The 13,172-nt window shown below is 63.1% G+C and carries 14 protein-coding genes; 5 read left to right on the top strand and 9 right to left on the bottom strand.

Annotated elements, in window-relative coordinates:
• Nucleotides 1-17 precede the first annotated feature (17 nt).
• The 5 genes from NKH17_RS00775 to NKH17_RS00755 all read left to right on the top strand — a co-directional run bounded on the left by NKH17_RS00775 (nucleotide 18) and on the right by NKH17_RS00755 (nucleotide 4,090).
• Complete coding sequence (locus tag NKH17_RS00775) at nucleotides 18-1,304, top strand: SDR family oxidoreductase (RefSeq protein WP_352897900.1); 1,287 nt, start codon at nucleotides 18-20, stop codon at nucleotides 1,302-1,304.
• The gene (locus NKH17_RS00770; RefSeq protein ID WP_352897898.1) at nucleotides 1,304-1,777 is read left to right on the top strand and encodes a DUF2269 family protein; all 474 of its coding nucleotides are present in this window, start codon (nucleotides 1,304-1,306) and stop codon (nucleotides 1,775-1,777) included. Before NKH17_RS00775 ends, NKH17_RS00770 begins: the two co-directional genes overlap by 1 nt.
• A gap of 269 nt (nucleotides 1,778-2,046) precedes the next feature.
• Nucleotides 2,047-2,775, top strand: coding sequence for a WXG100 family type VII secretion target (locus NKH17_RS00765; RefSeq protein WP_352737253.1), 729 nt, complete (start codon nucleotides 2,047-2,049; stop codon nucleotides 2,773-2,775).
• The gene (locus NKH17_RS00760) at nucleotides 2,772-3,167 is read left to right on the top strand and encodes a phage holin family protein (RefSeq protein ID WP_254818831.1); all 396 of its coding nucleotides are present in this window, start codon (nucleotides 2,772-2,774) and stop codon (nucleotides 3,165-3,167) included. The genes NKH17_RS00765 and NKH17_RS00760 overlap by 4 nt, the downstream gene beginning before the upstream one ends.
• Nucleotides 3,164-4,090: a hypothetical protein gene (locus NKH17_RS00755; protein WP_352969874.1), complete on the top strand. Its 927-nt coding sequence runs from the start codon at nucleotides 3,164-3,166 to the stop codon at nucleotides 4,088-4,090. Before NKH17_RS00760 ends, NKH17_RS00755 begins: the two co-directional genes overlap by 4 nt.
• 537 nt (nucleotides 4,091-4,627) lie before the next feature.
• On the opposite strand, the gene NKH17_RS00750 is transcribed toward NKH17_RS00755, so the two are convergent.
• Genes NKH17_RS00750 through NKH17_RS00710 form a run of 9 tightly spaced genes read right to left on the bottom strand, consistent with a single transcriptional unit; the run spans nucleotide 4,628 to nucleotide 13,127 of the window.
• Entirely contained in the window at nucleotides 4,628-5,197 is a 570-nt protein-coding gene (locus NKH17_RS00750) for a c-type cytochrome (protein ID WP_352897893.1), read from the bottom strand.
• Nucleotides 5,178-6,062 carry a cytochrome c oxidase assembly protein gene (locus tag NKH17_RS00745; RefSeq protein ID WP_352969871.1) on the bottom strand — a complete coding sequence of 295 codons (885 nt, stop codon included), beginning with the start codon at nucleotides 6,060-6,062 and terminating at the stop codon, nucleotides 5,178-5,180. The genes NKH17_RS00750 and NKH17_RS00745 overlap by 20 nt, the downstream gene beginning before the upstream one ends.
• Nucleotides 6,059-6,400: a hypothetical protein gene (locus NKH17_RS00740; RefSeq protein ID WP_352612694.1), complete on the bottom strand. Its 342-nt coding sequence runs from the start codon at nucleotides 6,398-6,400 to the stop codon at nucleotides 6,059-6,061. Before NKH17_RS00740 ends, NKH17_RS00745 begins: the two co-directional genes overlap by 4 nt.
• A 1-nt stretch (nucleotide 6,401) precedes the next feature.
• Nucleotides 6,402-7,007 (bottom strand): cytochrome c oxidase subunit 3, encoded by a 606-nt coding sequence (locus NKH17_RS00735; RefSeq protein WP_352897887.1) that lies wholly within the window; start codon nucleotides 7,005-7,007, stop codon nucleotides 6,402-6,404.
• Nucleotides 7,004-8,980: a cytochrome c oxidase subunit I gene (gene ctaD, locus NKH17_RS00730; protein WP_352897885.1), complete on the bottom strand. Its 1,977-nt coding sequence runs from the start codon at nucleotides 8,978-8,980 to the stop codon at nucleotides 7,004-7,006. Before ctaD ends, NKH17_RS00735 begins: the two co-directional genes overlap by 4 nt.
• Nucleotides 8,977-9,951, bottom strand: a complete 975-nt coding sequence (gene coxB, locus NKH17_RS00725; RefSeq protein WP_352645205.1) for a cytochrome c oxidase subunit II — start codon at nucleotides 9,949-9,951, stop codon at nucleotides 8,977-8,979. Before coxB ends, ctaD begins: the two co-directional genes overlap by 4 nt.
• Before the next feature lie 38 nt (nucleotides 9,952-9,989).
• Nucleotides 9,990-10,523, bottom strand: coding sequence for a c-type cytochrome (locus NKH17_RS00720; protein WP_254818823.1), 534 nt, complete (start codon nucleotides 10,521-10,523; stop codon nucleotides 9,990-9,992).
• Nucleotides 10,520-11,389, bottom strand: a complete 870-nt coding sequence (locus NKH17_RS00715) for a substrate-binding domain-containing protein (RefSeq protein ID WP_352645207.1) — start codon at nucleotides 11,387-11,389, stop codon at nucleotides 10,520-10,522. The genes NKH17_RS00720 and NKH17_RS00715 overlap by 4 nt, the downstream gene beginning before the upstream one ends.
• Nucleotides 11,370-13,127 (bottom strand): methanol/ethanol family PQQ-dependent dehydrogenase, encoded by a 1,758-nt coding sequence (locus NKH17_RS00710; RefSeq protein ID WP_352476766.1) that lies wholly within the window; start codon nucleotides 13,125-13,127, stop codon nucleotides 11,370-11,372. The genes NKH17_RS00715 and NKH17_RS00710 overlap by 20 nt, the downstream gene beginning before the upstream one ends.
• Between the last annotated feature and the right edge of the window lie 45 nt (nucleotides 13,128-13,172).

Genomic DNA, 13,172 nt, shown 5'->3' with positions numbered 1-13,172 from the left:
TCGGAGAATGGGGTTCAGTGAAAGTCCTGGTTACCGGCGCGACCGGCCTGATCGGTGCCTCCGTCGTTGCACGCCTTCTTTCCGAAGGGCATGAAGTAATCGGATTGGTCCGCAGCCCCGGTGCAAACCGGGCCGGCAATTGCCAATTGCTGGTGCTGGACATGGCAGTGGCGCTGCAGCCCGAAGACTGGCTACCGCATCTCAGGGGTGTCGACGCCGTCGTGAATTGTGCCGGCGTTCTGCAGGACAGCCCCCGTGAAAAGACGCGCGAAGTCCATCGCGATGCGGTGGTCGCACTCTTTCTCGCCTGTGCGCGGGCAGGGGTTGCCCGGGTGATCCACTTCTCGGCGATCGGCGTCGATCGGGCGCAGCCTTCGGCGTTCTCGGCGACGAAACTGGCCGGGGACCAGGCGCTTATGACGCTTGATCTGGATTGGGTGGTCCTGCGCCCGTCCGTCGTGCTCGGCCGGCCGGTGTTTGGGGCCAGCGCATTGTTTCGGGGTCTCGCTTCGCTGCCAGTGCTGCCGTCCATGCCCGGCACCGGCCGGCTCCAGGTGGTACTACTCGACGATGTGGTCTCAACGGTCGTTTTCCTTCTCGATCCCGCCAGTCCGTCTCGCGTCGTGCTGGAACTTGTCGGTCCCGAACAACTGAGCATGGACGAGGTCGTCGGCAGTTATCGCCGATGGCTCGGTTGGGCTCCGGCAGCCAGGTTTGTCTTGCCGGCGCCTGTTGCAAGGCTTCTCTACGGCCTAGGCGACCTTGCCGCGATGTTCGGCTGGCGTCCACCGATGCGCACCAACGCGGCCAGGGAGATCGCCCGAGGAGCGGTTGGAGATCCCTCGGACTGGACCGCCGCGACCGGCATACGCCCGCAAACCCTGGCGGGCTTCCTCGCGCTCAATCCGGCAACGGTGCAGGAGAAATGGTTTGCCCGGCTGTATTTCATCAAGCCGGCGATCTTCGTCGTCCTGCCCGTCTTCTGGATCATGACGGGAATTGTGTCGCTGACAACCGGCTACGGCAGCGGCGTCGATCTGATGCAAGGCACGGGGGCCGGCATCTTATCGGCACCGATCGTGATCGCCGGCGCTCTTGCCGACATCGCCATCGGCGTGCTCATAGCCTGGCGGCCGGCGGCGCGAAAAGGCCTCTATGGCGGCATCGCGCTCTCGCTTTTCTATCTGGTCGTCGGAAGCTTCCTGAGCCCCGATCTGTGGAACGACCCGCTTGGGCCGTTCCTCAAAGTGCTGCCGATCCTGGTGCTGCACTTTGTGGCCTTGGCAGTGCTGGAGGAGCGCTGATGCTCTATTTCCTGCTGAAATTTCTGCATGTCATCGGCGCATCTGTGCTGCTTGGCACCGGCGCCGGCATCGCTTTCTTCATGCTGCTCGCCCACAGGACCGGCAATGCCGCGACGGTTGCGGCGGTGGCCCGTATCGTCGTCGTCGCCGACTTCGTTTTCACAGCGACGGCCGTGGTCGCGCAACCTTTGACTGGAGCCGCGCTCGCCTGGCAGGCAGGCTACTCGCTGTCGGAGGGCTGGATCGTACTTTCGGTCGCGCTCTATATCTTCACCGGAATGTTCTGGCTCCCGGTCGTCTGGATGCAAATGGAGATGCGCAAGCTGGCATCGCAAGCCGCCGCTGCAGGCGCGCCGTTGCCGCCGCGCTATCATAGGCTGTTCTGGTTGTGGTTCGCCTTCGGCTTCCCCGCCTTCGCTGCCGTGCTCGGGATTTTCTGGCTGATGATCGCGCGGCCAGCGATCGAGTGGTAGGTCGCAGGCAGGTCCCACTGCGATAATGCCCAGTCAAAGCACTGCGGAAAATTCCGGCCCCTGCACCGCGAATATCTGCCGGAGCGGACGTGCGTCTCGACCTGTAAGTCGCACCGGAGTCCGGTCTCGTATCATTTCCAACCGCGCGCTCACGCCCATCGGCACAGGACAAGATCCCGTCTTGAGGCTGGTTAGGCTTCGCTTACAAAAAGATGACGCCTGAGGGGAACACGGGAAGCACATGCAAGTTCGGTGCGCAGTGGAGGAGATTGCGCCATGAACAGTGTTATTTATCTCATCGGCCTTGTCGTCGTCGTGCTTGCGATCCTCTCCTTCCTCGGATTCCACTAGGAGACACCATGCAGGACAAAGACGATCAAGGCCGTCAGACGGCCGATTTCGAGACAGCCAGAAGCGAGCTTTCGGAAAGACTACAACGGGAAAAGCAGACCGCGACGGAAGCGCTCCACGATGCGCGTGACGAGATCACCAGGAAAGCCGGAGATTACGCATCGGAAGCAAAGCAAGCATTGTTCAACAAGGCGGAGGGAACGCAGCGCGACATGAGCGCCAGTCTCAAGGCCTTCAGCGGCGCTTTGCGCGCGGCAAGCGAGCATCTTGCCAACAATGATCAACGGACCGCTTCGAAATTCGCCCTTGACGCCGCAGGCGGGCTCGAGCGGCTTTCCTCGTCCCTGAAGGATAAACCGTTCGACGAGGTGCTTGGCGAAATTCAGTCGTTCGGCCGCGAAAACTCGGGGGCGCTGATCGCCGGCTCGGTATTGGCAGGCCTGGCTTTGGGGCGGTTCATCAAGAGCTCGCCACCCTCTGCCCAAACCGGAGCACCGGGCCAGTCGGGAACAGGCCGGGCGCCCGAGACGGGTCCTAGCTCGAATGAGTCGGGATGGCGATCGGCAGAGCCAGTTGAACCAGCCCCGTTAGGATCCGATCAGTCCGGCGATGACTGGGCCAATGCAAGCCTGGAGCGAAACCCATGACTGACAACCAGGACACTCGCAGCCTGACAACCCTTGTCAGCGATCTGGCACAGCAGGTCACAACACTGCTTCAAACCGAAAGCAGGCTGTTGCGGGCTGAAATGTCAGAAAAGTTAAGCAAGGCCGGCGCCGGCGCCGTGGAGGTAATGGGAGGCGTCATTTGCCTGCTTGCCGCCCTGATGGTGCTTTTGCAGGCGCTGGTGATTGCCTTGGCGAGCGCCGGCCTGGGAGCCGGATGGTCCTCGCTGCTCGTCGGCGTCGTGGTGGCAGTACTGGGCGTCATACTCCTGCGCTCCGGCAAGGCAAGCATGGCTCCCTCAGAGTTGACCCCAGACCGGACACAAGACCAACTTAAACGCGACGCACGCGTGATCAAGGACCAGATAAGATGACCGACAAATCCGCAGCCGAACTCGAACGCGATGCCGACATTGCCCGTGCCAAGATAACGGACACGGCAGACTCGATCCGGAGCAAGATGACACCAGGTCAGCTGATCGACGAATTCACCGGGATGTTCAGCGGCGAGGGATCCGCCATGCTCAGCAATCTTAAGACTCAGGTCAGGGACAATCCGTTGCCGCTTACATTGGTCGGCGCGGGCCTGGCCTGGCTGATGCTAGGCAAGGGCACGTCGGTAGACAGTTCAGCACTTGGGGCCTATTCGACCGGCAGGGAACCTGACGGCACCCGAAACTTCTCTGACCAGAGGGGCTTGGGGGCCTGGCAGGACTCACGCGGCGATGAGTACGGTGCCGAGGGCGAAGGTTCCGCCGGCTCCATGCTCTCCGATGCCGCCCGTTCGGTTGCGTCCGTGGCAGGCGGTGCGACTGAGGCTGTGGCAGACGTTGCGAGCGGCGCCAAAGAAAGGTTAGGAAGCACGGTCGGGCAGTTCGGCTCGGCAGCCACCGATATATCGGGGCGGGTACGGCAGTCGGCGCAGGACCTGTTCCAGCGCGAACCTCTGGCAATGGCCGCGGTGGGCCTTGCCGTGGGCACCGCCATCGGCGTGATGCTGCCTCACACAGCCGCGGAAGACGCGCAACTCGGCCCATACCGCGACAAACTTCGTGACAGTGCCGAGGAAGTCTTTGAGGAAGGCGTCGAGCAAGCCAAGCAGGTCGCCGCCGAAGCATATGAGACTGTAAAGGAAGAGGCTGACCGACAGGGTTCCAGTGGCGACGCCGAGACGTTGGTCGACCGCGTCGAGAAAGTCGTGAAAAAGACGGCAAGCAAAACCGAGGAAGCCATTCGCGATCGTTTGCCGGAGACCTACGAGGCTCGCAAATCGAACGAGTCTCCCGAAACGACGTGATTGCGCTGCGGTCGTTCGTGGCGACTCCGACCGCGATCGCCTCGCGGTTGGAACATCGAAGTCGGCTAGGAGCCCGCAACCTTCCGCTGACAAATGTGATCGCGGCGCTCAAGTCATTAGCCGAGGCGCTCCGGTCCGTTCCGATCTTCGCTCTGAATCCGTTCGGTTCTTCGGCTCCATGAGGCGTGTCTGCCCACGGCGTGGCACGCAATTCTCAGCAGCACTGTCCAATTCTGAAAAAACAACCACCCCGTCAATTCGACTGGGACGACGACGTCGAGATTGCACTCGGCCCACTCGCCAAAGAAGCTCATATCCGAGATGCCCGCGAAACAATCCGCACAGCAGATTACCGGGCATAGCGGCGCTCGGCGATGTCCGACGTGATCGCGGGCAGCCTCGCCGATGCGGGCCGGTTCCGAAAGGTTCGACGGCAACTAAGGCATCGAGCCGAAGGCGGTGACGATTGCCGATCCCTGCAAACCGGCATCGGTAGACCGCCGGCAGGGTTTGATCTCGACTAGGCGAGCAACGATGTCATTTCATCGAATAGAGATAGGCGGCGATATCCCGCGCCTCCTGCTCGGAAATTCTGGTCGAAGGCATTGCCGTGTGCGGATTGATCTCCCTTGCGGCCCGTATCCAACGGACCATGTTTCGCGGGTTGTTGGACAATACGCCGCCGATATAGACCCGCGTGGCCAAGCTGGCGTCGAGGCGTGGACCGACCATTCCCTGCGCGCCGGGAACGCCGGTGATCGTGTGGCATCCAGCACAGCCATTGGCCATCATGATAGGTATGGCGCGGGCGCCAACACCGCCGGTTGCATTGTCGGCCTTCTGCTCCACTCGACGGCTTTGCTCGAAGTAAAACGCGATCCCGGCCAGGGCTGCAACGAGCACGACAATTGCTGCAGCGCCGAGTATGGGTCCGGACGGAGTGAAGCGCGATGTGGCGCGCACGCCGATGCTGCTGGTGGCATTGTGCGTTTTATGCGCGACACTGATGAGGCGCTCCGGCCACAATGTCAGCGCCGCCCAAGCTGCGGCCAGCACGGCAATTGCCGTCCCGGCACCAATGACCAGCTTAGATAGCTTGGAGCGCATGCGACGTCTCCCATCTTCTCTGTCCACTCGAGCGGATCCACAGGCCGGCCACCAGCAAAGCCGCGCCGCCATAGATCAGGCCGGCCGGAACCCACATCACCAGACCGGCGAGCTGCTGGTCCTCGAGCGAACTAAGGTTCCACAATTTCGCACCGGCTGCGTTTGCCGGATACCACAGCCTTGGCGAGACCAGCAGCAGCACCCCGAGCAGGCCGGTGTGAAGCGAGGTGAAGAAGAGGTGCATGACTGCGCTGCCATAGGCTTGTTCGCGGCCTGAACGCGGCAGCAGCACCCACCAGAACAGCAGCCCTGTACCGAAGAAGCTGGCATGTTGCGCATAATGCAGGACACCCTGCGCAAGCGCCGCCTCGAACAGCGCCGGAACGTGCCACGCCCATATCGCGACGCCGTGCAGGAAGGTCGCGGCAACGGGGCGGCTGATGGCGGCCCAAACGGTTCGAAGCACCTTCGCCTGCCCGGCTGCGCCAAATGCCAGCCGCAGCTTGATCGGCAATGCCCACATCATCGCCGCCGCCGGACGGGAGGCGACCAGCAGCGGTGCCGCCACCGCCATCAACAGCTCGTGCTCGATCATGTGGGCGGTGAAAACGCGCTCACCCAATGCATGGAGCGGACTGACCAGTGCTGCCGCCAAAATGGCCCAGCCGATCGCAAACAGCAGGGCTTGCCGCATCCGCAACGGGCGGCTGCGGGCGCTCCGCCGCCACAACCGAAAGGCGCCTGCTGCGTAAAGCAGTGCGACCATGGTTAGCGGCAGCGTGATCGGCAACGCCAGCGTCCAGCCGGCCTGTGGGGCACCGGCACCGTAGCAGATCGAGGTCGAGAAGAGCGCGTCGAAGCTCATCGCAGACAGCCGTCGAGAATGAGCGAGGCGGCGCCTTGCATGACGATTACCAGCGCAAACAGCAACGCGCTGAGAATGCCGATATTGGCGACGAAATCTTCAGTGCCGCGCGCACGGTCCGGTTTAAAGGCGGCGCCACCTTGCTGTCGCGCCCGCCACGACAGCGCCCCGCCGAGCAAGGCCAGCACTGTCAGCATCAGCGCAACGACCGGTATGACAGGAATGCCGTGGGCGCACTGCCACTCCACGACCGCGTAATTCAGCTGCGTCGACACCGCCCAGGCCAAAGGCCCGGACAACAGCCCGCCCCATGATGTGCCCAAGCGAAGCGCACGCATCTCAGTCAAGCCTCGGCATCCAATAGATCAACAGATAGATCGGGATCCAGGTCGCGACCACGAAATCCCAGTAGAAGACGTTGTCGCCAACATCCCCGAAACGCCGGCCGCTGTAGCCATGGCGCGTGAACATCAGGACCGTCAGCACCAGCGTGTCGCCGACGTCGGTGATCAGGTGTGTGGTGTGGAGGCCGAGCAGGACCCACAGCATTGAGCCGTACGCATTGGTATCCCAATAGATGTTGAGGGCCGGAAATTCGAACCACCGCACGACAAGCGGTGCGATACCGAGCAGCGTCATGACGATCAGGCCGATGCGCACGGGCACCATGGCACAGGCTTCGGCGTAGCGGTTCAGTATGTGGTTGGGCACCACGCTGGCGAGCAGCAACAGCGTGACGATGGTGCCCGGCCAATGGTTGGGCGGCAGCACGCCCAATGGCCATTCGGGCGACAGATAGGCGAGGTAAAGATAGCCGCCTGCGGCGAGCGCGAAGCCGGTGCCCTCCAGCGCCATGAAGGCGAGAGTGCCCCACCAGGTCGGGCTGCGCGGTCCGATCCCGAAGGTCGGGAGTTTGGAAAGATCGGCGGCAGGACGCTGTTTCATTCCTCATCCTCCGGATCGCCTTTCGGCCAGAACCAACCGATCAAAGTGATGGCGATTGGCCCGGCTCCCCAGACCACCGCCCACGGGCTGAAGATCGAATAGAGAAAGGTGGCGCCGACGGCGAGCGCGGCGAACAATGGCCAGATCGACGGCGTCGCGGACTTCTCGCGCACATCTGGATACGCTTCTGCCACGGTCGAAATAACAAGTTCGCGCACGTCGACGCGAAGCCCGGTCGCGACAGGCAGCGTGTCACGTTCGGCCCAGAGCGGCTCGGAGTGGGTAACCACCGGAATCCGAGCGAAATTATAGCTCGGCGGCGGGGAGCTTGTCGCCCATTCAAGCGTGCCCGCATTCCAGGGATTGTCCCCGGCCGGGGCGCCCCTCGAGGCGCTGTACACCAGGTTTATGGTGAACAGAACGAAGCTTAGGAACAGGACGACCGCGCCGGCTGTGATGAACAGGTTGATGTTGCCCCAGCCGAGCTCCACCGGATAGGTGTAGACCCGGCGCGGCATGCCCCACAGGCCGACAATGTGCATCGGAAAGAACGCCGCATTGAAGCCTATGAAGGCAAGCCAGAAGTGCCAGCGTCCAAGACGCTCGCTCATCATCCGGCCGGTGATCTTGGGGAACCAGAAATAGGTCGCGCCGAGCAGCGGGAACACCGACCCGCCGATCAGCACGTAGTGGAAATGCGCGGTAACGAAATAGGTGTCGTGTACTTGCAGGTCCAATGGCACCGACGCCAGCATCACGCCGGTCAGGCCGCCCGCGACGAACGTGAAGAAGAAGCCGAACACGAACAGCAGCGGCGTCCTGATTATCGGGCGTCCGTCCCACAATGTCGCCAGCCAGCAGAAGATCTGCAGCCCGTTCGGGATGGCGATCAGCATGCTTGAGGCGGTGAAGAAGCTCGCGCCGAGCTTGGGTAGGCCGGTTGCGAACATGTGGTGAACCCACAGGCCGAACGACAGGAAGCCGACCGAAATCAGCGACAGAACCATGCCCAGATAGCCGAATACCGGACGCCGGGCGAAAGCGGCGATGATCGAGGACACCATGCCGGTGGCCGGCAGGAAAATGATGTAGACTTCGGGGTGGCCGAAGAACCAGAACAGGTGCTGGAACAGCAGTACGTCGCCACCCTCGGCGGGATTGAAGATATGTGTGCCGACCAGACGGTCGAGGATCAGGAAGGTCGACGTGATCATGACCGCCGGCATGGCGAACACGATGACGAAAGAGGTGACCAGCATCGCCCAGACATAGAGCGGAATCTTGTCCAGCGACATGCCCGGCGCGCGTTGCTTCAGCACGGTGACGATGGTGGCAATCGCGACCGCCAACGACGACACTTCGGTATAGGTGATCATCTGCGCCCACACGTCGGAACGTTTGCCTGGCCCGAATTCAGGACCGGACAGCGGCACGTAGGAAAACCAGCCGACGTCGGGCGCCATGTCGAGTGCAAACGACACCCAGGCGAAGAGGCCACCGGAGAGATAAATCCAGAAGCTGAATGCATTGAGGCGCGGAAAGGCGATGTTGCGGGTGCCGACCATCAGCGGCACGAGATAGATGCCGGTCGCCTGAACGATCGGCACTGCAAACAGGAACATCATGGTCACGCCATGCATGGTGAATAGCTGGTTGTAGCGGTCCGGCCCGATCAGCCCGCGCTCCGGCCCCGACAGTTGGATGCGCATGGCAACGGCGCTGAGGCCACCGAGGCACAGGAAGACGAAAGCGGTGATCAGGTACCGCCGCGCGACAATTTTGTGGTCGACGCTCGAGAGCGCACCGATGATGCCCGGCACGGTCTGCCATGTCCGCGCCAGCCAGCGCTCGAGGCTGGCGTCGTCGAGGCCGGTATCGCGAGGGCCGTCGCGCTCGGGAGCCAGGTCACCCTTTTGTGCTGCGGCGCGTTGCTGGGCGAGGTCTCGCCCATGGGCTAGGTCGGCGCTGCTCATTTCAAGCCCTCGAGATAGGCTACTATCGCATTCAGCTCGTCCCCGTTCAGTCCCACCACGGGCATGTGGGCACCTGGCTTGATCCCTTGCGGATCGGCTATCCAGGCTGCGAGATTGCCGCGGCTCATCGCCAGCGTTCCGGCAGCGAGCGTCCGCCGGCTTGCGATATGTGTAAGGTCGGGAGCGACTGTACCGCCGGCGATGGTGCCGCCGATCTTGTGGCACATCACGCATGGCCGTTTGAGGAACAGGTCGTGGCCGGTTTTGGCCTCGGTCGACAAGGGGGCAGCTGCCGGCCGCAGCTGATCGTTCAGCCACGCGTCGAAGACGGGCCGAGGTTCGGCGATGATGAAGGTGCTCATATTGGCGTGCTGCGCGCCGCAGAACTCGGCGCACTGGCCGCGATAGACGCCGGGCTTGTCAGCCTTCAGATCGAGAACGTTCTCGTGGCCTGGAATGAGGTCCAGCTTGCCCGAGAGGTTCGGCACCCAGAAGGAATGGATGACGTCGGTCGAGGTTACTACAAGCCGCACCGGCTCGCCCGCCGGGATGTGGATTTCATTGGCGGTCGTCAGGATGCGGTTCGGCTGATCGTTTTCGTAGCGCACCTCCCACCACCATTGATGCCCGGTCACCCGGATCGTCAGCGCCGCATCCGAGCCGATGGCGGCGAGCGTCCGGTTAGCGAAGTAGCTCAGCAGCGTCAGGCCGACCAGGATCAGGGCGGTAGCGGCGAGTGCGGCGACGACAATTCGCATCTTGCCGCGCTCGGCGGCAGCGTCGAGGACAAGCGGATCGCCGACCGGCGCGGGGCGTCGGGCCAATGGCAGGATCAGCACGGCCATCACCAAAAGCCAGACCACCGTGCACAGTGCTGTGAAGAACCAGATCAGCCATGCAAGCTCGCCCGCGGCCGGGCCTTTTGGGTCAAGCGCGGATTGCCAGCCGCTGCATCCTGCAAGGAGCAGCATGCAGGCTGCGCCGCAGCACACGCTGCAAACAAGGCGGTTCACGGCGACTTCCCCAAAGTCGCGGCATCCGGCAGGCGATTTTCGGACGGATGGGGCATCATGTCGTCGTCGCGGCTCGGCGCAGCCGATTTTGGCGCGTTGCCGCTCAACGCGCGGACGAAGGCGGCAAGCTCCCAGATCTGGTCGTCCGGGATCTTGTCCCGAAAGCTCGGCATGCCGTTTGGCCGACCGTCCCTGATCGTGGCGTGGATGCTTTCGATCGAGCTGCCATAGAGCCACTTCTGGTCCATGAGCGCCGGGCCCATGCCGCCACCGCCATTGGCATGGCAGCCGGAACAGTTGAACCAGTTGAACAGACGCTTGCCCTCGCTGAGGTGGAAGGCGTTGGCCTCGAACACTCCGGCCTTGTTGTTGGACGAGGCTGGCCGCTGGCCGCCCGGCTCGAGGGCTGTGACGGCTGCCGGTTGGTCGCCCGAGCCGAGCGCCGACTGTGGACGCGTGTCGCGTTCCTCACGCTGGCAAGCGGCAAGAACGAGCATCGCCGACAGCACGCATGGAAGGCCGCGGTTCATCGCGCTGCCGCCCCGGCGACGTCGAGGCGAGGCACGTCATATGCCGCCAGGATTGCATCGATCTCGGCGCGGTGTTTGGCGAGCGCTGCGTCTACCTCGCTGCGCAGCGCATCGTCGTCGTGGCGCACGCCCATCGAGATGTCGTAGATCATCGGCAGCAGCGGACCGTCGATGCGCGGTGCAACCGGCGTAATCCGCAGCGGTACTTTTTGCCTGGCACCGAAGTAGCCGGCCAACGGTCCCCAGACGACGGCCATGTCGATGTCGCCATTCGCGACCGCCTCAATGATGCGCGCTGGCGGGTTCGGCGCCGAATAGTCGCCATAGACGGGGAAACCGACGAGATGACCGACGATGCCGCGACTGCCGAGCGCCTGGACGGGTGGCGAGTTGGCGCCGTCGTCGCCGATCAGCTGGACGCCGATGTGCAGATCGCGCAGGCGAGGATCGTTGAAGGACGCGATTTCCGGCGCATCCCTGCGTGTCACGAAGACGTAGGAAGACCGGTAGTAGGGCGCCGTGGTGCGCAGCATCTCGAGATTGGCGGGCGTGCCGGGCACCAGATCGCACAGGCCGGCTTTCAGCGTGTTGCGGACGAAGCCGCGCCGCTGTGCCCACCACGTGTAGGAAACAGTCGCACCCAGCTCCCGGGCGACGAGTTCGGCAATCTTGTTTTCAAAGCCTTCCCGGGCGGCATTGGAGAACGGCATGTTGTTGGGATCTGCGCAGATCCTCAACTCGCGCGCATCGGCAACGGCGGCCACAAGCGAGAGCGCCAGTGCGCCAACCGCGGCGGCAAGCCGCCGCGAACGCGTTTTCCGTGAGCACATAACGCGGCCGATCGTCTCAAGGCAGCCGGAACACATACAGCGTACCTCCCGGCGTGGTTACATCCTTCAGATCCTTCATGACGTTGACGAAGCCGAGCGCGGCGGTGGCGTCGCGCGGGTCGAGATCGCCGGATACGATCGCACCGGCCCAGCCACCGACGCCCGAAAGAACCGCAACATATTGGTGCCCGTCCGGGCCGCGATAGGTGATCGGCTGGCCGATGATGCCGGACGACGTCTTGAACTGCCAAAGCAGTTCGCCGGTCCTGGCGCTGACCGCCTTGAACCAGCCTTCCATCGTGCCATAGAATACGACGTTGCCGGCGGTGGCGACGGCGCCGCTCCACACCGGAAAGTTCTCCTTCAGGCTCCACGCTGGCTTGGCGGCGGCGACATCCCAGGCAGTAAATGCACCGCGATTGCCGCCCGGCCCGGGAATCATGCGCACGTTCATGCCGACATAGGGCGTGCCGGCGATGTAATTCACCTCGACGCCTTCTTCGTCCATGCACATGTTATTATGCGGGATGTAGAGCAGGCCGGTCTTGGGCGAGAACGCCGAAGGTTGCCAGTCCTTGAGGCCCGATGCGGTGGGACAGATGTCGCGGACGACCTTGCCGGTGCCGGTCTTCTTATCCGGATTTACAATCAGTCGGCCGGTCTTCAGGTCGACGCCCTTGCTGGAATTGACAGGCCCGAACGGCACTGCCGACAGTACTTCGCCCGTAGTGCGGTCCAACAGATAGACGTAGCCGTTGCGTTCCGGTCGGACCAGCACCTTGCGGGGCTTGCCCTGCCAGGTCATGTCGAGCAGCACCTGTTCGTTGATGCCGTCGTAGTCGTGCAAATCGTGCGGGGTCCATTGGTAAAACCATTTGGCTGCGCCGGTGTCGGGATCGCGGGCAAAGATGCCGGCGGTCCATTTGTTGTCGCCGGGCCGCAGATCCGGATTCCACGGACCGGGATTTCCGGTGCCGTGGAAGATCAGGTTGAGGTCCGGGTCATAGGAGATCCAGCCCCACACATTGCCGCCGCCGATCTTCCAGGCGTCGGGCGGCCACGATGTCACCCCGAGATCCTTGCCCTTGTCCATGTCGTAATGCGGCTTGAAATCGGGGCCGATCAGCACCTCGGCGTCCGGGCCGGTATTGTAGGCCGTCCAGACGACGTGCCCGTCGCCGGCGTCGAGCGCCTTGATCCAGCCGCGTACGCCCATTTCGCCGCCGGAATTGCCGACCAGTACCTTCCCCTTCACCACCAGCGGCGCCATCGTGATGGTCTCGCCGATATTGATGTTGCCGATATGGGTGTTCCAGACCGGTTTGCCGGTGGCCGCATCGACGGCGATGGCATGACCATCGAGCGTGTTGAAATAGATGCGTCCGTCGAAGAAGGCCGCACCACGGTTGACCACGTCGCAACAGGCAACTCCCTGTGCGGCGGGCTCGGGGTTGGGCTCGAATTTCCACTTCATCGGCGCGCCGGGCTTGGTAAGGTCAAGCGCATAGAGGATGTTGGGAAACGGCGTCACGATGTACATCGCGTTGCCGACGACCAGGGGCGCAGCCTCCTGACCCTTGTTGACGCCGGTCGAGAAGGTGAAGGCCACCTGCAGGTTTTTGACGTTGTCTTCGGTGATCTCCGCAAGTTCGCTGTAGCGGGTCGAGGCGTAGTTCTTTGCCGGCATCGCCCACTGGCCGTCGTCGGGCGGAGCAGCTGCGGCCGGCGGATTTATCGCAGGGCCTGATAAAGACTGAGCAACCGCCGCCGTCATCAGTGCAAACCCCGCCAGCAGCGTCCATCCCAGCCTCGCAGCCAT

It is taken from the genome of Mesorhizobium sp. M1334 (assembly GCF_040317995.1).
GTDB lineage: Bacteria > Pseudomonadota > Alphaproteobacteria > Rhizobiales > Rhizobiaceae > Mesorhizobium.
The sequence above is the reverse complement of the archived record's forward strand: the minus strand, read 5'-3'. Positions and strand labels throughout refer to the sequence as shown.

Bases quoted from the DNA above. Each gene is read 5' to 3' on its own strand.
- ctaD (WP_352897885.1), bottom strand. From the start codon at position 8,980: ATGAGCAGCGCCGACCTAGCCCATGGGCGAGACCTCGCCCAGCAACGC.
- NKH17_RS00770 (WP_352897898.1), top strand. From the start codon at position 1,304: ATGCTCTATTTCCTGCTGAAATTTCTGCATGTCATCGGCGCATCTGTG.
- NKH17_RS00710 (WP_352476766.1), bottom strand. From the start codon at position 13,127: ATGACGGCGGCGGTTGCTCAGTCTTTATCAGGCCCTGCGATAAATCCG.
- NKH17_RS00720 (WP_254818823.1), bottom strand. From the start codon at position 10,523: ATGAACCGCGGCCTTCCATGCGTGCTGTCGGCGATGCTCGTTCTTGCC.
- NKH17_RS00760 (WP_254818831.1), top strand. From the start codon at position 2,772: ATGACTGACAACCAGGACACTCGCAGCCTGACAACCCTTGTCAGCGAT.
- NKH17_RS00755 (WP_352969874.1), top strand. From the start codon at position 3,164: ATGACCGACAAATCCGCAGCCGAACTCGAACGCGATGCCGACATTGCC.
- NKH17_RS00745 (WP_352969871.1), bottom strand. From the start codon at position 6,062: ATGAGCTTCGACGCGCTCTTCTCGACCTCGATCTGCTACGGTGCCGGT.
- NKH17_RS00750 (WP_352897893.1), bottom strand. From the start codon at position 5,197: ATGCGCTCCAAGCTATCTAAGCTGGTCATTGGTGCCGGGACGGCAATT.
- NKH17_RS00715 (WP_352645207.1), bottom strand. From the start codon at position 11,389: ATGTGTTCCGGCTGCCTTGAGACGATCGGCCGCGTTATGTGCTCACGG.
- NKH17_RS00740 (WP_352612694.1), bottom strand. From the start codon at position 6,400: ATGCGTGCGCTTCGCTTGGGCACATCATGGGGCGGGCTGTTGTCCGGG.
- NKH17_RS00735 (WP_352897887.1), bottom strand. From the start codon at position 7,007: ATGAAACAGCGTCCTGCCGCCGATCTTTCCAAACTCCCGACCTTCGGG.
- coxB (WP_352645205.1), bottom strand. From the start codon at position 9,951: ATGCTGCTCCTTGCAGGATGCAGCGGCTGGCAATCCGCGCTTGACCCA.